The sequence below is a fragment of the Marinobacter litoralis genome (assembly GCF_003336705.1).
Taxonomy (GTDB): Bacteria; Pseudomonadota; Gammaproteobacteria; order Pseudomonadales; family Oleiphilaceae; genus Marinobacter; species Marinobacter litoralis.
This window is the reverse complement of record NZ_QMDL01000003.1, coordinates 156,740-175,555: the sequence shown is the minus strand read 5'-3', so window position 1 is coordinate 175,555 and position 18,816 is coordinate 156,740. Positions and strand designations below refer to the sequence as shown.

Genomic DNA, 18,816 nt, shown 5'->3' with positions numbered 1-18,816 from the left:
TCAGGAACTTTGTTGGTTCTGCCTGCGATACTCACCGGGAGACATGCTCATCCACCGCCGAAATGCGCGGGTAAAGCTGGCGGTATCGGTGTAACCCAGGTGAATGGCCAGCTCATCCAGTTTCATGTCGCTGCCGCTGAGTATTTGAGTGGCCGTTAGGCGACGTTCCTCCTCAACGATGGCCCGGAAGCTGCTGCCTTCCTGCTCCAGCTTTCGGCGCAGGCTACGGGATGACATGGCGAGTTTACTGGCGACTTCGTCGAGGGTGGCGACTAGGCCTAAAGAACCCAACACCTGTTGTCGCACCAGTCCTGTCAGGCCACTGGTTTGCCTTTGCTCAAGCTGAAGTCGGCACTGGTCATCCAGCATGCGCACGAGTCGAGGACTAAAGGTCGGCAGCGGCTGATCCGCCGCTTCGGCAGAAACCAGCATGGCGTTACGGCTGGTATGGAAGCGTGGGGCTACGCCCATGGTTTCGGTGAACAGTTCAGCGTAATCGGGCGGCGGTCCCTGAAATTCGGCTGCACAGATGCTCAGGCCCGATAAGCTCAGTTCTTTCAGTAGATTTATTCCGGTGGCCAGGTCCCGTTCCAGCAGAAATTGGCGCAAATGTGGGGGGATGGGGTCTGGATCCAGTCCGATCCCAAAGCGGCCATCTTCCTCAAACGTGTACATACGGCAGTAGGCCGTGCTCAAGGGTAGGTAGCGCAGCGCCGTGTTGGCCGCATCTCGCAGGGTTCGGCAGGTGCGTAAGGCAAATCCCCACACACCGAAGGTTGCCACGTTGTATTGCAGCCCCAGTTTGAAGCCCAGTGCAGGCTCGTCCGGCAGTGCATGAATCAGGTTCTCAATCAGCCGGATTTCCTGATCCCGGGTAATCAGCGCTTCCCCGTCCTGTAAATCATCGCGAGTGATGGCCGTTCCGTTCAGACAAATCTCTGCCGCAATACCATGGCTAGCAGCAAAGTTAATCATGACCTGACTGATGGCAATCGGGTGAAGCGTGGATTCTTGTTTTAGCATGGTCGAAGTTTAGCTGTTTCGGTGACCGCATGGTACTTGGCCGAAAGAGTCCCGCGATTGGCCATAGATGTCCTTGGGCAATGGGTTTCGGGCGACTAATCTGCATGGGTGATCGAATTCTAAGCATGAGACCGAGGCTATGGGGCACAACAAGAAGAATCCTAACCGCGAAGCGGTGGAGTACGCCAAACTCTATATGGGCGAGATGGCCTGGCCAACGGTGGTGCTGGTGGCGTTGGTGCTAACAGGCTATGTGGCGGGTTTGTGGTTGTTTGCCATCGGGTGGCTGAGCCCGCTAGCGACCGTGCCGGTGTTGGCGATGTTGACGTACATGTCGTATACGCCGGTGCACGAGGCTGTTCATGGCAATGTGCATGGTAAGCACGAGAGCCTACGATGGCTTAATGACGCGTGCGGCTACTTAATGGCGCCGTTTATTGCCATACCGTATGCGTCCCACAGGCTGGAGCATATGACCCACCACCGGTACACCAATCAACCGGATAAAGACCCGGATTTTGTGATTAGCGGTATCGGTAAAGGGCCTCTCGGCGCTGTGATCACCGTATTCAAGTTTCTTTGGCTGCAAAATACGTTTTTTGCCCGTACTCATTGGCATAAAGCCACCACCAAAGAGCGGGTGGTTTATTGTACGGAAATCGCCGTGTCCCTGGGTTGGCGGGTAGCCTTCGTCATGCTGGCGGACGTGGCCTATGCCGGGTGGGTGCTTTTTTCGAGTTATTTCATCGGCGGTTTCTTCACTGCGTATTGGTTCGCTTACCGGCCGCATATTCCCTATAAGGATTCTGCTCGTTACCGCAACACCAATAGCTTGATCATGCCTGTCTGGATGAAACCGTTCGGCTGGTTCTGGTTAGGGCAGAATTTACACTCCATTCACCATCTGTTCCCGCGCGTGCCGTTTTACCGTTACCAAGCTCTGCATGATGACATTGAACCGATTTTACGTGAGCAGGGCACACCGATTGTCGGGATTTTCAGCCGCCAGCCGATCGAGAAATCGGGGGCTGAATCGCCCCCGGTGGAACGGTCATCCGTTATGCGTTGGTTTTTTTGAACCGACGGGACAGACCCAGCCCAAGCATGCCCAGAGCAATCAGACCAAAACTGCTTGGCTCGGGAACCGATGCGCTCGGATCGCTGGGGTTTGACGCAGAATCGGGGCCGTCAAGCCAAACGCTCCAGTTCGGTCCCATGCCGCGACCGTTTGCGGGTTGATCCCAATCGGCCAGTGCAATGGGTGCCTCGCTGTCAAACGCGAAACCATCACTGATATTGTTGCCCAACGCAAAGTTATCGTAGGTGGCTACGGAGAAGATGTAGTCGCCTGCGGCCAAACTGGCCAGAGAGAACCCGGAGTCATAGTGGGTTTGGGTCGCCGGATTGATGCTGTCATCGTCATCATTCTCGAAAAGCAACGTGCCGTCGCCCTTCCATAATGCGGTGATCGGATCAAAGTTATCCCCATTGAGATAGGAGTCTGTCCAGACACGAACGTTCGTGGTGTCTTGATCCAGCGTGAAGTAGGTCAGCACAACATCGTTGTGGTAGTCGATCGTGCCTTGAAAATTGATTAAAGCAGCATTTGCAGTGGTTGTGGCGGCAAGGAGCGCAGCGCCGGCAATTAAAGATTTTAGCTGTGTCATAAACGGATCCATCCTGGAATGTTTTATAAAACATCGCCATACAGCGACGGCCGCTTAGTCAGCAATGTTTGCGCCAAAGCCATTTAACCTGCTGTTTTATATTTATATTGTGTTTTAGTTGAGCGTGGGCGCTGGGCGCCCTGTAAAAGGATCTGACACTACGAAGACAATCCCTGTGCTCGTAGTGTGATGAGAAACCGGGGGGAATGCGGCCTGCTCGGTTCTAATCCGGCAGTAGCGCACCATAGAGTTTGCGAAGCAATGGGCCATCAAACAGGGCGAATAGCGGGCTGTCCAGCGTGGCAACGCCAGCCCACTGCTGGTTCCAGTTGCCCGAACAGCCGTAGGTGATCAATCTGTCGTTGCTTCGATCGTAGTCTAGGCACTTGCCGCTGGCTTCGTTCCGCAGCTGTAGTAGCTCTGCGTTGTAGGCCCAGCGCTGGTCTGCGCGTTCATCGAGACAGGGTGCCAAGCCGATGCGGCTGGCCACAGGTGTCAAGCACTGCCACGGGGCATCAGCTGGATGGATGCGGCCTCTTAGATCTCTGATCCAGTGGCTGGCATTGCTGATGTCGTCAGGCAGTTCGGTCAAAGCAATGTGAGTGGCATCCTCTAGGTTGCTGTCGAAGTAGCGACCATTTCCTCGGATGACATCTCCAATGGGGACCAGCTCGTCCGGCGATTGAGCTAATCCGTTATCGGTCAATGCCTGAAGCAGATGCTCTCGGGTTTTCTGGCTAGACCACTGGTCGCGTTCTGCTTTGCCAAGAAGGATGGCAATCTGGCGGACGGCAGCCTGTTGTTTTTCCAATCGCTGTAGGAGCCCCCACGCTGCTTCGGGCAGATGGTTCTTCAGTTCAGCCGCGCTATAGCTGGCTACTTTAATCGCCAGCGCGTCATCCAGAATATTGAGTCGGTTTGAGTCCATCGCCTTCAGTGCTTGGGCAATATGTACCATATCTTGCTCACGAAGCTGCTGATACGCCGCGCCTTGGCCTACAACGGCAACGGGTGGCAGATCGGGGATCTCACCGTCAAACGCGGTTTGTGTGAGCATTTGATCGATACCATCTCGACGGCAGTGCAGGCTGGCATTTGTTGGCCGGAAATCGGCGGCCAGGTTGAAGTGGAACTGGTTAATGCTGTTTGCGTTGTGTCGAGACGCTGCGATCTGGATGCGTTTTTGTTCATCGGATTGGTTTTTAACCGTTACCCAGCACTGGTTGTTCGTCGCGTTGAGATCGGGCTCGGGAAGATCAAACACATTGCCGTAGTTGCCGTGGAACACCGGGTAAATCACAGCCGCTGTACCATCCGGATCATAGCCCCCTAAAAGGGTTGCGACAGGCACGCCGGTACGGACCGGAACGGGGTGTTCGCTACGGTAATCCTGGTATTGCCCGGTGGTGGTGTCCCATTTTTTGTAGCCGCTCGGGTAATTCTCATCGGGAACGGGGAATTTGGCGATGTCATTCTGGATAAACCTGGCGGAATAGCCGGTGTAGTGGGTGTAAACCGAGAAAGGCCCACCGTCAGAGCCTCCGGACATGGCATCGCGTTTGAAATTATAGCTGCCGTCTTCGTTCAGCCCGAACAGGTTGGCACGCATGCGGTTGCGGTGGGCAATATAGCCCCAGCCACTATCGGCGTGGTGCACAGCCCAGCGGCCATCGTCGGTTAGCCCTTTGCCCGGGTAATGGCCAAGGCCATACGCGTGGCCCCACTCGTGACTCGCCTCGTTGCCCCAGGAATGATAGAGCGTGCCGATGCCATTGCCCCCGCTGAGGCCGTGGTCAACACGGCCGTTGGCATACATGCCCCAGGCGTGATGGTTGGTGATTTGTTTAAAAACGTGGGGATGGCCTTGGTTCATGTGGTGGCTGGTATAGCCGAAGTTGGCCATGTTAATGCCTACACTGACTTGCGATTTGGCGACGTTTTCCCGCATATCACCAGAATAGACACTGCCTTCAACGGCGCTGGCGCCGTCAATGTCTTTATCGTAGATAACCCCGGATCGAATGATCACCCGATCGAGTATCGCATCGGCGTAGCTGCCCATGACCAATCTTGAGACGGGTAGTGTCTGGAAATAATCCGTTGCTGCCATGACAGGGTCGCGAAGCGTATAGTGGCCGTTGACCTGCGAGGGGGCTGTTAGCATGCCCAAGCGAATACTTTGGAGCACAAGTTGCGAGGCTTCGCCGATCTCTATCTCAGAGGAAGGTAAATTCCCGAATGTGCGAGATCCAGCATCCTTATTGGCGACAAATCGCAGGGATAAACCGTTACGGACGGCATCCCACGGTAGTCGCACGGACCAGGCTTGCTTGGAATATTGGATGCCGTTGGTACCGGTTACATCAGACTCGGGAAGTGCATTAGGGTGCGCCATCGGCAAGGTCATCAGTGGCTCGCCGTTCACGCTGACTTCTACGTGTACGGTGGTTGGCTCTGTATCGTTCGACGGAATGAACAGTAGAAGGGCATCCCGAAGGGCCGTGAGCTTGGGCATGTACCGGCTTTGTGTTTCATCTCCGATGTTGCGCTCATAATTACCCGCAGGTGCCACCGAATGTGACTGCACGAACTGAACCTCGCCGGCCAGTGCGCCGCCAGACAGGTCATTTCTCAGTGCTCGGGGTTCCCCCTCGAAGTTGGTCGAGTAGAAGTCCAGCGCCGGTTGCTCAAGAAATGCCTCGGCGTGTTCGACCACGATCGTACCTTTTAGAACCAGGCGGCGGGAGTCGTTGGAGACGATAACGGAAACGGGGCTTTCAGCGGATGCGTCCTCTGGTCCGGGAATGCCCGCAATGAGGCCGGTTTCAGGGTCAATGGTGGCCCAGCCAGGCAAAGTGTCGGCACTGTATTTCAGGTTACCGGCGAGTGCGTCGTGTTCTGGCTGAAACTGGTAGGTGAGTGAGGTAACGGCATTCGGGACTTCGAGAGTGTGCTGGGACACGGTCAGTTGGTTCGCGGAGTTATCTTTGTTCTCGCCAGAGGAGCTTCCGCCGCAGCCTGCAATCACTAGGCTGGTTATTCCGCACATCATTATCCGCCCAAATACCATCTCGAATCCCTGCAAGTTAACGTGGTTTAACAAAGGGTTGGCATTGTGTGCTGTTATCTGTTGAGGCTAAACGCATGATTTGTAGACGAAGTGTAATTGTGTGAGCGAAGTCACCCGCGGGGTGAGAGATAGCGCCGTATGATCGACCGCAACGTCTGACTAACGCATGCTTTGCAGTGAGTGATTGAATGTGTCCAGATCAACGGGGCGACTGAAATAGAAACCCTGGAAGTAATCGCAGCCCATCGCGGCCAGCAGCTCATGTTGCCGGAGGGTTTCGATGCCTTCAGCCACGACATGCATATTTAGTTTGTGAGCCATCGTTATGATGGTTTCAATGATGATCCACTCGTTGCTGTTTTCACGAGTGTCTGCCATCTGAACAAACGATTTATCAATTTTTACCTCGTCAAAGGGTAGTCTGGACAAATAGGCCATGGACGAGTAGCCGGTCCCGAAATCATCCATAGAGATCTGAATGCCATAGACTCTGAGGGCCTGCATTTTCGCCATCGCGTTGTCCAAGTCATCGAGTACCATCGATTCGGTCACTTCGATGCACAGACCAGTTGGAGCTGACTTGGCTTGCTGCAGTGCCCGCACGACGCTTTCGACGAAGTCGGGTTGGTAAAATTGTTTCGAGCTTACGTTGACGGAAACACGCATGTGTTGTGTCTCCGGCATGCTTTGCCAAAGCGCCAGCTGTTGGCAGGCGGTTTCGAGAACCCACAAGCCTAGCGGTACAATCAGGCCGTTGCTTTCAGCAATCGGAATGAACTCGGATGGCGGTATGTTGCCTTGTTCGGGGTGTTGCCAGCGGAGCAGCGCCTCCACACCGGTGGCCCCGCCATCGAGGCCGACCTGCTTTTGATAAGCGAGCGAAAGCTCCTGACGTTCTACGGCTTGCCGCAACTGGCTTTCAAGGCGGAACCGTTGTGCGAGAACGGACTGAACTTCTGAGTCGTGAAATCGAATGACGCTCCGCCCCGCAGATTTGGCTTCGTACATTGCCGTATCTGCGCGTTTTAGAAGTTCTTCTTGAGGCTGACCAACCCCCTTGAACAACGCAATGCCAATACTTGCTTCGCATTTATACTGGTGATTTTTCAAGTAAATCGGCTTACTTAGAGCTTCCAACAGGCTCTCAGCCATTTGGTGTGCATTTTTGGTTGCGGCTTCTTCTGATGTTCCCAGATCATTGAGGATCATTACGAACTCATCGCCACCCAGGCGAGAAACGGTATCGGTTTCACGAAAATTACGGGTGATGATTTCGGCTAGATTCCGTAGCAGCGTGTCCCCGAACGAGTGCCCCAAGGTGTCGTTAAGACTCTTGAAGTCATCCAGATCCATATAGAGCAGGGCGCCATATACCTGATGCCTGGCAGAAGCTACGAGGGCTTGCCTCATGCGGTCTGCAAAGAGCCGTCGATTGGGCAAGCCTGTCAGCTCGTCATAGAACGCCAGTTGATGAATGCGCGCCTCTGCCTGTTTTTTATCACTGATATCGGTGATAAAGCCGCTCCAGATGATGCTTCCATTGTCCTGGCGCTCCGGGATCGAGTTCGCGGCTAGCCAGAGCTCCCGGTCGCTTAACTGCACGCTGTATTCAAAGTTCTAGGGGGGCCATGTTCTCGGCCGACTCGGTGATGGATGGCAGAAGCTCTGCCAGATCATCCGGGTGAATGGCATGGAAAAGGTTGTCAGCGTTGTTCGTTACATCGCTGGGTTCGATACCGTGTAGAAACCGTATCGCCTCGCTTACGTAGGGCATGCTCATGGTGCCATCCGGATCTAGCTGGAACTGGTAGACAGCCCCTGGCAGGCGCGTCACCAATCGTTGAAAGCGATGTTCCAATTTCCGGGCTTCGTGTTCCGATTGTTTAGCCCACTTTTCGGACGCCAGAATCCGGGAGCGCAAGATAACGGTGACCGTTGCTACAGTTAGAATGGCGATGCTCGTAATGACGGCAGAGGTAACGAGCAGGGTGCTATCAAGGGCATGATTCGGTAGCGGGAGCACAGTTTCTTCGGCAGGTAAAAATACAGTCGCCGCCATCGCAATGTAATGCAGACTGGAGATCGCAAGGCCCATGAAAATGGCTGTGACGATGTTCGTTTCGAAACGGCCTTGAAGGCTCGCCAGCGCGCGCGGGACAGCCAAAGCCAAGCTGGCCATGATAAACGCGCTTAAAATAGAAAGTGTAAATAAACCCGGCTGATAGAGCATTGTTGCGCTCACTAGCATGCCGCCCATACCAATGTAATGCATGAACGCTATGCCCAGCCCCGCCAATGTGCCGCCACATAGAATCGTGACGCCGCTTGGCTTCTCGTTTTTCAGTACGTGCAGAACGATATACCCAGAAAAAATCGCCGGCAAAACGGACGCTGCGGTTGTCAGAGGCTCAAAGTACACCGCCAACGGTAACCGGAAAGCGGCCATTCCAACAAAATGCATGGTCCATACACCAATGCCCATCACGATGGATCCGATGATGTGCCAGCGCTGAACGCTCGAGGGGCGATGGGTTAGGCGCATCAGATCGATGTGACTTACGCTGGCAAAGGCGGCGAAAATTGCGGATGAAGCATGGGGCAGCCTATGTCAAAGTGGGTTTCCTTACTATAAAACACCTGCTCCAATATGTAGCAAAAAAAACGTGCAAAAATCACATATTCTGTCCTGATTGAAATAATAAAACGCCCGACGAGCTACGGCTTCATCCATTCTTAACCGATTGATGCTGTACGGAAACAGAACGTCAGCACCAAACGGAGGGTGGTCTATATTGCTAGGGAGGAAAAACGCTGATTTTGATTCGATTTTTCAGGGAAAGGTCCCTGGCCATGATGGAAACAGAAGCGATTCATAGGTAGATTCGATCGAACCGATCGGAATTTTCTAATAAGAGCCACGGAATGACTTGAGAGGATCAATGGCCGACAATCATTTTTGGACCGATGAATTGCACCAGGACGAGCCTCACCGTCTTGCTGCACTGATCAAGCGCAGAGGGCTGGATTTACCCCCGGATCGCCATTTCGATGACCTTGTCGAACTGGCTGCACAAATCACTGGGAAGCCGACTGCGGTGGTGTCTTTGGTGCCCTTTGGGCGGCAGTGGTGTAAGGCGACCAAGGACGTTTCGTTCGAAAAAAATGGTTGGGATGAATCGTTTTGTGCTCAGACTATACAGGATGCCGGCCTTCTTGAAGTGCTTGATACACAGGCGGATGAGCGTTTCGCCGAGAATGCGTTGGTCGTTGGCGAACCGCATATCCGGTACTATGCCGGAGTGCCGTTGGTTGGTCGTTCCGGTTATGGATGCGGCACCTTGTGTGTGCTTGATACTTTGCCGAACCGCCCTCTTACCGAAGAGCAGCAGGCCGGTTTGGAGCGCCTTGCGCGATTAGCCGGTGACCGCCTTGAGGACTGGACCCATCGGCAACAGGCGGATGCTAATTCAAGAATCTTGTCGACCCTGCTCGATTCAATGCCAGACGCTGTCGTGTCCTGTGACAGTGACGGTAATCTCGCCGAGTTTAATTTTGTGGCCAGACAATGGCACGGCGTTGATCCGCGCTCGTTGCCGCCGGAGCAATGGGCTGAGCACTTTGATTTGTACGGGCCAGATGGCCAAACCTTACTTGCCACTGAACAGATACCGCTCCTGCGAGCATGGCGCGGAGAGCAGGTTCGCAATGCCGAACTGGTGATCCGGGCAAAGGGGCAGCCGCCAAGAGTGGTTCTATGTAATGGGCAGCACCTTGTGGATGCTTTCGATAGGCCCTTTGGTGCCGTAGTAACCATGAGCGACATTACCGAGCTAAGGCATGCCTACAGCGATTTACACCAAACCCGAGCCTACCTTCAGTCTGTCATCGATGCATCTGTGTGCGTTTCCATCATTGCAACCGACACCCGTGGATGCATTTCGCTTTTTAACCCTGGGGCAGAAATGCTGCTTGGTTATCGCGCCGACGAAGTGGTGGGCCGTCATACGCCAGCGTTGTTTCATCTGGACTCTGAAGTGGCTGCGCGTGGGGCAGAACTTTCTAAGCAGCTTGGCAGGCGGATAGAAGGTTTCGATGTTTTTGTCGCGTCGGCAGAGGCGGGCATTCCTGAGACATCCGAATGGACATACGTTCGTAAAGACGGCGAGCATCGAACGGTGCAGTTGTCTGTCAGTGCGCTTAAAGATGACGGGAATGAGGGGATCGGCTATTTAGGCATGGCCGTTGATGTGACGGATCAGCGGCGTGCTGAACAAGAAGCACGGCTTGCTAACGAACGGTTCGGCGAAGCGTTCAACTCGGCTGCGCAGGGCATGGCCCTTGTATCGCTTGAGGGCCGTTGGCTGGATGTGAACGATGCGTTGAGCAAACTGTTCGGCTATTCGCGAGAGGCGTTATTGGCGACCGATTTCCAGACGCTGACCCACCCGGAAGATCTGGAGTCAGATCTGACATTGCTGCATGATTTGCTGGCCGGTCGAATCGACCAATATCAGATGAAAAAGCGTTACTACCGGCGTGACGGTTCAGTCATGCACGCTATGCTCTCTGTTGGCCTGGTTCGTGATGACGACCGACGGCCGCTGCATTTCGTATCACAGGTTCAAGACATCTCCGTTGAACACCAAGCGCTGAACGAACTAGAGGCTAACAGTGCCTTCCTGATAAAGCTTTTCGATTCGTTGGCGGATGCCGTATTAGTGCTGGATACCGAAACTCGGATTATTAACCACAATCTGGCAGCTGTAGCTCTTTTCGAATTACCCGCCGATGCGACCGGGTCGCCTTTAAGCGCCCGTTTGCCAGAGCTGATCGAACGCTTAGACGGAGCTCCCGAGCAGGGCTCAGGGGCATTGCTTGCCAGATGGAATACATCACTTGTTATGGCGGGTAAGCCGCCGTTGCCGCTGGAGCTCAGTCTCACGCAGGTGCTGAGTTCCAGTAAGTTGGATCAGCGATGGGTATTGGTCGCTCGAGATTTGTCCGAAAGCCAGAAAAATGAGCTGCTTAAGAATCAGTTTGTTTCTACGGTTAGCCATGAGCTGCGCACACCATTAACCTCAATTTCAGGATCGTTGGGGCTGATTGCCGGAGGAGCCTTGGGCGAAATCCCTGAGCGGATCTGTGGGATGCTGAGTATTGCACAGCAAAATACACAGCGATTGATTCAGTTGGTTAACGATCTGCTGGATCTGAATAAGCTGTCATCCGACGAGATGAACCTCGACATACAGCGCATTGAGGTGTCGAAGATTCTGGAGCAGGCCATGGAACAAATGGAGGGTTACGCCATTCCTTACGGTGTGCAGCTCAGAATCACCGGCGATACAACTGGGCATGTCAACGCTGACCCAAGTCGGCTTTTACAGGTTTTGTTCAATCTTGTGTCTAACGCCTGTAAGTTTTCCCCGCGCGGCGAAACGGTCGAGATCCATTGTGAGCCAAATGCTGAAGATGGTGCTTTGATCAGTGTGGTGGATCGTGGCCCCGGAATTCCGGAAGTCTTCCGCAGTCGCATTTTCGAACGTTTTGCTCAGGCCGATTCTTCTGAAAACCGCATCAAAGGTGGCACCGGTTTGGGCCTTGCCGTCACCAGAGAACTGGTCGAGAGAATGGGAGGCGTGATTGGGTTTGAGTCGAAGGAAGGTGAGGGCGCCCGCTTCTGGTTCCGGTTCCCGCGGGCAGAGGTTCGCCTGCCTGCGGAATCAACCGTTGCGCGGGTTCTGCATGTAGAAGATGACGACGACCTGGCTGCGGTTGTCAGAGGGCAACTGGGTGCCGTAGCGCGAGTTGATCGGGCCGAAACATTGCGAGCAGCCCATGAACGACTCCGGCAGACGTCGTACGACCTGATTCTTCTTGATCTCAAACTGGAAGATGGTGACGGGCTGTCACTCTGGGAAACGGTACACCGATCTCAGCCTGATGTGCCGGTTGTTATCTTGTCGGGGTACGAAGTGCCACGGGCGATCGCAACGAAAGTGGCGGCGGTCGTACAAAAAGCATCGGTAACGCCGGATGAGCTGGAAACCCGAGTGGTTGCTTTGCTCAAGAGTAAACGCGGTCAAGCAAACTGAAGAAGGGGGAAAGCCATTAAAATGGCGCGCCCGAGAGGATTCGAACCTCTGACCTCTGCCTCCGGAGGGCAGCGCTCTATCCAGCTGAGCTACGGGCGCATTCGAAATCGATGGCTGGCATTAATTTCGAGTGCGCAATCTTACGTGCGCGGGAGGTTTCTGTCTAGCCCTTGGGGGCAAGTCACTGCATCATTGTTGCGGCAGGCGTTGTTCGGGCGTGATGCTGACCAGACTGGCGTCGTTACTGAAGGTCACTTCGCCATCCTGGATCGAAACCTGAAGCGTCATCGAGCGTTCCGCCAGAGTTGCCAATTCGGCAATCGGGTCAGCGGGAAGTTCGACCACGGTCAGGTTGCCAAATCTCGTTAGCTTGTTATGGTGTTTTTCCCACCACACCGGCACCGCTCGGCCGCCGTAGGTGTACAGTATGACCTGTTTCGAACGGTTGCAGGCTTTACGGATGCGGTCTTCGTCGGGCAAGCCCAGCTCTATCCAGAGTTCGATTTCGTCAGACAGAGACTTTTGCCAAAGCTCCGGCTCGTCGTCACTGCTGAGCCCTTTGGTAAACTCCAGCGTGTCGTTGGCATTCAGGGCAAAGGCCAGTAGCCGGATCATCATGCGTTCGTCGGTTTCAGACGGATGGCGCGCGACGGTCAGGTGGTGGTCGCCGTAATAGTGCTTGTCCATATCGGCGATATGGAGCGTGGCTTTGAATATGGTGGCTTTCAGTGCCATTGAGAATCCTGTCTGTTAAGTCGGGCAGGGCCGTAGTGTAAAGCAAATTAGAAGAGGCAGTGCATAGCAGTATGGTGATGTTGCGTGGTTTTCTGGTTTTGGTGGTGTTCTTTCTGCTTGGGGAAGCGCTGCGTGTGATGGCTGGGTTACCGGTTAGCGGTGGAGTGCTCGGCATGATCATGGTGACCTTCACGCTAATGCTCAGGGGTAAGGTCAGTGATGAATTGGCTGAAGCCAGCCGGGGCCTGATCTCGGTGTTGGTGCTTTTGATTACGCCGGGCGTGGTAGGTGTATTTTTTATCGTTGATCAATTCACCGGTTACTGGACCACGGTTGTAGTGGCGTTGGTTGTGGGAACGCTACTTAGTGTGTTCACCACGCTGGTGTTAATGAAGAAAGCTGCAGGCACGGCAGAAGACGGTGGTGATCATGACTGAGACTAATGCATTAACGGTTTTGACAGCCGGGCCGATGCTGTCCGTCGCGTTAACGTTGGGCGCTTTCATCGCGGCGCAATGGCTGTTTTCCCGTTTCCGAAAACCCTTGTGGATGCCTCCGGTTCTGATCGCCGCGGTGTTATTGGCTGTGGTGGTGGCGATTTCCGGCCTGGGGTTTGATCGATATTACAACGGGGCCGCCTGGCTGACTGTATTGCTGGGCCCGACAACCGTAGCCCTGGGTGTCCCGCTGTACCAGCAAATGCATCACATTCGCGCGCTTTGGAAACCCATTGTGATGACGTTGCCGCTCGCGGCAACCCTCGCGGCTGTGTATGCGCTCGGTATTGCCTGGTTGATGGGGGCGACTCCGCTGGTTCTGGCGTCGCTGGCACCGAAATCCGTAACCGCTCCTATCGCTATGGGGATTGCGGAGCAAGTTGGAGGCTCAGTATCACTCACGCTGGGCGCTTTGCTGATTACCGGTGTGCTGGCGTCGTTGTTCGTGGATTGGATGGCGAGGTGGCTGAAGATCAAGGACGACCGGATTATTGGTTTCGCGCTTGGCTTGAATGGTCATGCCATTGGCACCGCAAGAGCGTTCGAGATCAGTCCTATGGCGGGGGCGTTCGCGTCTTTGGGGATGGGCCTGACCGGTGTTTTTACCGCGTTGATCCTGCCGTTGATCTGGAGCTTAGGCTAGCTCGATATATTGGTCGGTGCTATTGTTAAGCAAAAACAACTAAACGATGTTGAGCGCGGCTTAACGTCAGTGCCGACTGAGGAGCCATTGTCATGGCTGATCCTGCATCCATCCTGCCGGAATGGCTGGATATGACGTTCATGGGGCATGGGCACTGCTATCTCTGGCGGTCTGACCTGTTAGCTCTTCATGCTATTTCCGATACGCTCATCGCTGCCGCCTATTTTACGATTCCCCTCGCTTTGTACGTGCTGCTTCATAAACGCAAAGACATCGAGTTTGAATGGATGTTTCTGCTGTTCGCGCTGTTCATTTTTTGCTGTGGCGTCACCCACCTGATGGCGGTCTATAACATCTGGAATGGCGCGTACTACCTGTCCGGTTTTCTCAAGGCATTGACGGCCGTGGTCTCTTTGATCACTGCGGCTTTAGTGTGGCCGCTGATTCCGAGGGCGATGGCCTTGCCTCGCCCGGCCGAGCTGCAAGCTGCCAACCAGGGTTTGGAATCGGAAATTGTCCGCCGAACCGAATCTGAGCAGAGTCTTAAAACGGCAAGACGTGAGCTGGAGGAGCAGATAGAGGAGCTGACACGCACCAAGCAGCGCCTAGAGCAAGAAATCGAGCAAAGGACACAGCTTGAACAGCAGCAGCAGCAGCGTCAAACCCGCGCGCTGGAGCGGTCGAACGAAGACCTTGAACAGTTTGCCTTTATTGCCTCTCATGATCTCCGGGAACCGCTACGGAAACTGATGGCGTTTACCCAGATGCTATTGAGATAACAACCCGTCCGAGTGAGTTGCCGGGTCGTTGTGAGGTGACCGTCACCGACAATGGCATTGGGTTCGACGCTGCTTATAAAGACCAGATATTTGACGTGTTCAAACGCTTGCATGGTCGAGGTGAATTCGAGGGTACCGGGATGGGGCTGGCCATTTGTCGCAAGATTGTCGAGCGACACGGAGGCACTATCTCGGCTGAGGGCAGGGAGGGCGAGGGTGCACGGTTTCGGTTTGACTTGCCGCTGGCCACTGAGTCCGGAGGCAGCCTTTGAATCCCGTGCCGACATCGCCAAGCCTGTGGATTTCGAAAAGCTGGTGACCCAGGTGAAAGCGTTCAACGCCTATTGGTGTTCAGTTGTGGAGCTGCCTAGTGGTTAGCAACAAGAAAACGATTCGGGTGCACATCATCGACGATGACCCCGCCGACTTCCTTATTCTTGACGAGCTGCTTCTTGGTTCAACCCGGTTTCGGTACGAGCTGAGCCATTTTGGCTCCTTTGATGAAGTGCGTCAGGAATTGTTGGCCCCTGAATGCGACGTGTTTTTGGTGGATTACTTTCTGGGTAGAGACACCGCGGGTGACATCCTGCGGGAAGCCAGAAGAGCCCATTGCGAAGTGCCCATCGTTGTTTGGACCGGAGCGGATTCGCCAACATTAGATGACGAGGTACTCGAGCTTGGGGCCGCCGATTTTTTGCCCAAGGACGAGATCAGTTTGCCTTTGCTGGAACGGACGGTCCGCCACGCGATCCGGCACAAAGAGGCTGAACTCGAGCTTCAAAGGTTAGCGAAGCGAGATCCGTTAACAGGGTTGGGCAACCGGCTTCTGTTTGAAGAGATTCTTGAAAGCTCGCTGGCTCGATGTAAGCGTTCTGGTGGCAAGCTGGCCGTGCTTTTCCTAGACCTTGATCGCTTCAAGGAAATCAATGATTCGCTCGGACACCCGACGGGTGACTTACTGTTGTTGCTCATATCAGATCGCTTGAAGGCCGTGGTCCGGGAGTCGGATTTCATTGCGCGGATTGGCGGTGATGAATTCACCATCCTTATTGATGAACTGCACAGTGTTGACGATGCCTTGATCGTTGCGCAGAAGATCGTACGAGCTCTCGCGCACCCCTCTCCGGTCGGAGGCCATGAACTAAACATAACGGCCAGTGTCGGTGTCGCCCTGTATCCAGAAAACGGCGATACGCCCATCAAGCTGATGCAAAAAGCGGACATTGCGCTTTATGAGGCGAAACGAAAGGGTGTCAGTAAAATCAAGTGTTTCACCTCGAACTTACAGACCCAGCTGGAGAGGCACCTTTACCTCGAAAAAGGGTTGAGGCATGCACTTGAACACGACCAGTTTGAACTGGTTCTCCAGCCTCAGTGGAGGTTGGAAGACCAGGGGTTAACCGGCTTTGAAGCCCTGTTGCGCTGGCATGCCGGTGCGGACGGGATGATATCCCCCTTTGAATTCATTCCGGTTGCCGAGAAAACAGGCTTGATTGTGCCCGTCGGTGAGTGGGTGGTTTCCAAAGTTTGCGAGTACCTGCGTGAGTGGAAACAACACGGAGTTTCGGATTGCCGGATTGCACTCAACGTGTCGCCACTGCAGCTGAAGTCGGGCAAGTTCGTTGAGGCCCTGGAGTCTATGGCGGTGGCCCACGGGGTGGCGTTGGATCAGATAGAGGTAGAAGTCACAGAGGAAAGTTTGCTGGATGGCGTTGAGGAACATGGTCGTGTTTCAAACGAGCTGGTTCGTTTGCGCGAACTGGGGGTCAAAATAGCCATTGATGACTTTGGAACCGGGTACTCGTCTCTGCGCTACCTGCGGCAATTCCCCGCCGATATCGTGAAGATCGACAAAAGCTTCGTGTCGGAAGGTTCGGTTGCACTGAAAGAATCTGAAATTTGCACGGCTATAGTGACGATGGCGAGGTCCTTAGGCATGGAAGTGATTGCTGAAGGAATTGAAACGACGGAGCAGTTGTCCTCGCTTCGTGAAATAGGGTGTTCGCTGGGTCAGGGGTACCTCGTATCCATGCCCTTGAGTTTTGAAGAAGCCAGTGATTGTGTCTTGCAGGGGCGAACAGACAGCAAGAAACAGTGACTGTAGCGGCAGCAAGTATAGGGAGAGACGATGCTGTATCCACGAAGAGTTGGTTTGAACGTGTGGCTGATTGCCGCGCACAAAGAAGGTCAGGATCTCGAAGAAGCGCTGCGGATGAATGCCTTGGGCCACAACCTGACGGTGTTGGCTAGCGAAGCAGAGTTTGACGCGTGCGCGGCTGGTCTGGAGGCGGATTCCGAGTCCTTTCCCCATCTGGTGATGTATCTGATCAGCGAGAATACGGCCAATGCTGAGGAGTGGGTCCTGACTATGAAGGCCTCCGGAAAGTTCCGGCACGTACCACTCATCGTTTTCTTCGTGGACCCCCCCAAATTTGATCTTACCGGTCTCTACGCACAAGGTGTTGCTTCGGTGATTCGTGTGCCAGTCCGCTTTCAGGGGCTGGTTGAGGTTATGCGGGTCATTGAGGCCTATTGGTTCAAGGTGGCGTTAACGCCTTGAACTGCCAAGGCAGCGAAAGCGTCCTCTCCATTTTCTTCTGAAAGAACCCTGACTAATAATTTCTATTGATGTAACGTATTTTGCCAGCTAGTTTTGAGCTTAGACGTCGAATGCATATACAGCATCGATGCATCCAAAATTCTTATAATGGCGATGGGATACGCGATGAAAAAATTATTGGCAGCTTTGATCGGTTCGATGGCGCTGGCTTCCGCGCCAGTGGCTTTGTCCGCTGAGGCAACGAAAGAACTGAAGGTGGCGTACGATTCTGATCCAGTCACTCTGGATATCCACGAGCAACTGTCTGGCGGTATTCTGCAGTTGTCCCATATGACGTTTGACCCGCTCGTGCGTTGGACAAAAGATCTCGGCTTCGAGCCGCGTCTGGCGGAAAGCTGGGAGCGTGTGGATGAAAACACCATGCGCTTTACCCTGCGTAAAGGCGTGAAGTTCCACTCAGGTAACGAGTTCACCTCGGCCGATGTGAAGTTCACCTTTGACCGTCTGAAAGAAAGTCAGGACTTCAAGGCCATCTTCAAACCGTTCAGCGGCATCAACGTCATCGATGATTACACCTTCGAGCTGAAGACGTCAGAGCCGTACCCGCTGCTGCTGAACACGGCGACCTACATCTTCCCGCTGGACAGCAAGTTCTATAGCGGCAAAACCGAAGACGGCAAAGACAAAGGTGCCATCCTCAAACACGGCAACTCCTTCGCCTCTGAGAATCTCTCCGGTACCGGGCCTTTCACGGTCGCCGACCGCCGCCAGGGTGTGCGTGTTGAGTTTGAACGCTTCGATAACTACTGGGATACCGAGTCGCCGGGTAACGTCGGCAAAATCGTGCTGACTCCGATCAAAGAAAACGCGACTCGCGTGTCGGCACTGCTGTCAGGCGGCGTGGATTTCATCGCGCCGGTGCCACCGAATGATCTGGACCGCATCAAGCGCGATCGCAACAGCGAACTGGTGACCATGAGCGGTACTCGTATCATCCTGTTCCACATGAACCAGGAGCGAGTCGAAGCCTTCAAGAACCCGAAGGTGCGTCAGGCCATTGCGTATGCCATCAACCAGGAAGGCATCGCCGCCAAGATCATGAAGGGCTTTGCCACGCCTGCAGCCCAAATGTCGCCAGCCGGTTATCAGGGCCACAATGAAAACCTGAAACCACGGTTTGATGTGGCGAAAGCTAAGCAGTTGATGAAAGAAGCGGGTTACGAAGACGGTTTCACCATCACCATGATGGCGCCGAACAACCGCTACGTGAACGATGACAAAATCGCGCAGGCGGCTGCGGCGATGTTGGCGCGGATCAACATCAAAGTGGATCTGAAAACCTTGCCGAAAGCTCAGTACTGGCCGGAGTATGATAACCGCGCCGCGGACATGATGCTGATCGGCTGGCATGCCGATACCGAGGATTCTGCGAACTTCTTCGAGTTCCTGACCTTCTGCCCGGATTCTGACTCTGGCTCTGGCCAGTACAATGCAGGCAACTACTGCAACCCGGAAATCGATGCGCTGGTGCAGAAAGCCAACGTTGAGACCGACCTCGACAAGCGTGCAGCCATGTTGCAAGAAGTTGAGCAGCGCTTGTACGATGACGCCGCTTTTGTACCCTTGCACTGGCAGGATCTGGCATGGGCCGCCAAAAAAGGCGTCAACATCGCACCTGTACTCAACGTGATGAACTTCCCGTATCTGGGTGATCTTGTCGTTGAATAACAGGCACTAGTTCCTGCCT

Annotated in this window: 15 protein-coding genes and 1 tRNA gene; 9 read left to right on the top strand and 7 right to left on the bottom strand. The window is 54.2% G+C overall.

What is annotated here, in order from left to right:
- Positions 1-1,023: an AraC family transcriptional regulator gene (locus tag DOQ08_RS10565; RefSeq protein ID WP_114334896.1), complete on the bottom strand. Its 1,023-nt coding sequence runs from the start codon at positions 1,021-1,023 to the stop codon at positions 1-3.
- A 139-nt stretch (positions 1,024-1,162) separates the two neighbouring features.
- Here DOQ08_RS10565 and DOQ08_RS10560 point away from each other — a divergent pair, with 139 nt between their 5' ends.
- Positions 1,163-2,101 (top strand): fatty acid desaturase family protein, encoded by a 939-nt coding sequence (locus DOQ08_RS10560; RefSeq protein WP_114334895.1) that lies wholly within the window; start codon positions 1,163-1,165, stop codon positions 2,099-2,101.
- Here DOQ08_RS10560 and DOQ08_RS10555 read toward each other — a convergent pair.
- The 4 genes from DOQ08_RS10555 to DOQ08_RS10540 form a co-directional block, all read right to left on the bottom strand.
- A complete protein-coding gene (locus tag DOQ08_RS10555) occupies positions 2,082-2,690 on the bottom strand; it encodes a DVUA0089 family protein (RefSeq protein ID WP_114334894.1) in 609 nt (202 codons plus the stop codon). The genes DOQ08_RS10560 and DOQ08_RS10555 overlap by 20 nt on opposite strands.
- A gap of 223 nt (positions 2,691-2,913) precedes the next feature.
- Positions 2,914-5,718, bottom strand: a complete 2,805-nt coding sequence (locus DOQ08_RS10550; protein ID WP_165823651.1) for a M66 family metalloprotease — start codon at positions 5,716-5,718, stop codon at positions 2,914-2,916.
- 201 nt (positions 5,719-5,919) lie between these two features.
- Positions 5,920-7,362 carry a putative bifunctional diguanylate cyclase/phosphodiesterase gene (locus DOQ08_RS10545; RefSeq protein WP_114334892.1) on the bottom strand — a complete coding sequence of 481 codons (1,443 nt, stop codon included), beginning with the start codon at positions 7,360-7,362 and terminating at the stop codon, positions 5,920-5,922.
- Between the two features lie 7 nt (positions 7,363-7,369).
- Positions 7,370-8,302 carry an MHYT domain-containing protein gene (locus tag DOQ08_RS10540; RefSeq protein WP_114334891.1) on the bottom strand — a complete coding sequence of 311 codons (933 nt, stop codon included), beginning with the start codon at positions 8,300-8,302 and terminating at the stop codon, positions 7,370-7,372.
- A gap of 397 nt (positions 8,303-8,699) precedes the next feature.
- On the opposite strand from DOQ08_RS10540, the gene DOQ08_RS10535 reads away from it, so the two are divergent.
- Positions 8,700-11,855 (top strand): PAS domain S-box protein, encoded by a 3,156-nt coding sequence (locus tag DOQ08_RS10535; protein WP_114334890.1) that lies wholly within the window; start codon positions 8,700-8,702, stop codon positions 11,853-11,855.
- A gap of 22 nt (positions 11,856-11,877) precedes the next feature.
- Here the strand turns inward: DOQ08_RS10535 and DOQ08_RS10530 are convergent.
- Positions 11,878-11,954: transfer RNA gene (locus DOQ08_RS10530), tRNA-Arg, on the bottom strand.
- Positions 11,955-12,044: 90 nt separating this feature from the next.
- Positions 12,045-12,590 carry a YaeQ family protein gene (locus tag DOQ08_RS10525; RefSeq protein ID WP_114334889.1) on the bottom strand — a complete coding sequence of 182 codons (546 nt, stop codon included), beginning with the start codon at positions 12,588-12,590 and terminating at the stop codon, positions 12,045-12,047.
- Between the two features lie 71 nt (positions 12,591-12,661).
- Between DOQ08_RS10525 and DOQ08_RS10520 the strand changes: the two genes are divergently transcribed.
- From DOQ08_RS10520 to DOQ08_RS10490, 7 genes are all read left to right on the top strand, one after another.
- Positions 12,662-13,027 (top strand): CidA/LrgA family protein, encoded by a 366-nt coding sequence (locus tag DOQ08_RS10520; RefSeq protein WP_114334888.1) that lies wholly within the window; start codon positions 12,662-12,664, stop codon positions 13,025-13,027.
- Positions 13,020-13,730, top strand: a complete 711-nt coding sequence (locus DOQ08_RS10515; RefSeq protein ID WP_114334887.1) for an LrgB family protein — start codon at positions 13,020-13,022, stop codon at positions 13,728-13,730. Before DOQ08_RS10520 ends, DOQ08_RS10515 begins: the two co-directional genes overlap by 8 nt.
- Before the next feature lie 92 nt (positions 13,731-13,822).
- Positions 13,823-14,509, top strand: coding sequence for a phytochrome family protein (locus DOQ08_RS10510; protein WP_114334886.1), 687 nt, complete (start codon positions 13,823-13,825; stop codon positions 14,507-14,509).
- A 35-nt stretch (positions 14,510-14,544) separates the two neighbouring features.
- Positions 14,545-14,781 carry a sensor histidine kinase gene (locus DOQ08_RS16085; RefSeq protein ID WP_264756361.1) on the top strand — a complete coding sequence of 79 codons (237 nt, stop codon included), beginning with the start codon at positions 14,545-14,547 and terminating at the stop codon, positions 14,779-14,781.
- 98 nt (positions 14,782-14,879) lie between these two features.
- Positions 14,880-16,607: a putative bifunctional diguanylate cyclase/phosphodiesterase gene (locus tag DOQ08_RS10500; RefSeq protein WP_114334884.1), complete on the top strand. Its 1,728-nt coding sequence runs from the start codon at positions 14,880-14,882 to the stop codon at positions 16,605-16,607.
- Positions 16,608-16,637: 30 nt separating this feature from the next.
- Positions 16,638-17,069, top strand: coding sequence for a hypothetical protein (locus DOQ08_RS10495; protein WP_114334883.1), 432 nt, complete (start codon positions 16,638-16,640; stop codon positions 17,067-17,069).
- Between the two features lie 165 nt (positions 17,070-17,234).
- Positions 17,235-18,797: an ABC transporter substrate-binding protein gene (locus DOQ08_RS10490; protein WP_114334882.1), complete on the top strand. Its 1,563-nt coding sequence runs from the start codon at positions 17,235-17,237 to the stop codon at positions 18,795-18,797.
- Positions 18,798-18,816 lie beyond the last annotated feature (19 nt).

Excerpts from the sequence above, each read along its gene's own strand:
- DOQ08_RS10565 (WP_114334896.1), bottom strand. The coding sequence starts at position 1,023 with ATGCTAAAACAAGAATCCACGCTTCACCCGATTGCCATCAGTCAGGTC.
- DOQ08_RS10560 (WP_114334895.1), top strand. The coding sequence starts at position 1,163 with ATGGGGCACAACAAGAAGAATCCTAACCGCGAAGCGGTGGAGTACGCC.
- DOQ08_RS10555 (WP_114334894.1), bottom strand. The coding sequence starts at position 2,690 with ATGACACAGCTAAAATCTTTAATTGCCGGCGCTGCGCTCCTTGCCGCC.
- DOQ08_RS10540 (WP_114334891.1), bottom strand. The coding sequence starts at position 8,302 with ATGCGCCTAACCCATCGCCCCTCGAGCGTTCAGCGCTGGCACATCATC.
- DOQ08_RS10535 (WP_114334890.1), top strand. The coding sequence starts at position 8,700 with ATGGCCGACAATCATTTTTGGACCGATGAATTGCACCAGGACGAGCCT.
- DOQ08_RS10525 (WP_114334889.1), bottom strand. The coding sequence starts at position 12,590 with ATGGCACTGAAAGCCACCATATTCAAAGCCACGCTCCATATCGCCGAT.
- DOQ08_RS10520 (WP_114334888.1), top strand. The coding sequence starts at position 12,662 with ATGGTGATGTTGCGTGGTTTTCTGGTTTTGGTGGTGTTCTTTCTGCTT.
- DOQ08_RS10515 (WP_114334887.1), top strand. The coding sequence starts at position 13,020 with ATGACTGAGACTAATGCATTAACGGTTTTGACAGCCGGGCCGATGCTG.
- DOQ08_RS10510 (WP_114334886.1), top strand. The coding sequence starts at position 13,823 with ATGGCTGATCCTGCATCCATCCTGCCGGAATGGCTGGATATGACGTTC.
- DOQ08_RS10495 (WP_114334883.1), top strand. The coding sequence starts at position 16,638 with ATGCTGTATCCACGAAGAGTTGGTTTGAACGTGTGGCTGATTGCCGCG.
- DOQ08_RS10490 (WP_114334882.1), top strand. The coding sequence starts at position 17,235 with ATGAAAAAATTATTGGCAGCTTTGATCGGTTCGATGGCGCTGGCTTCC.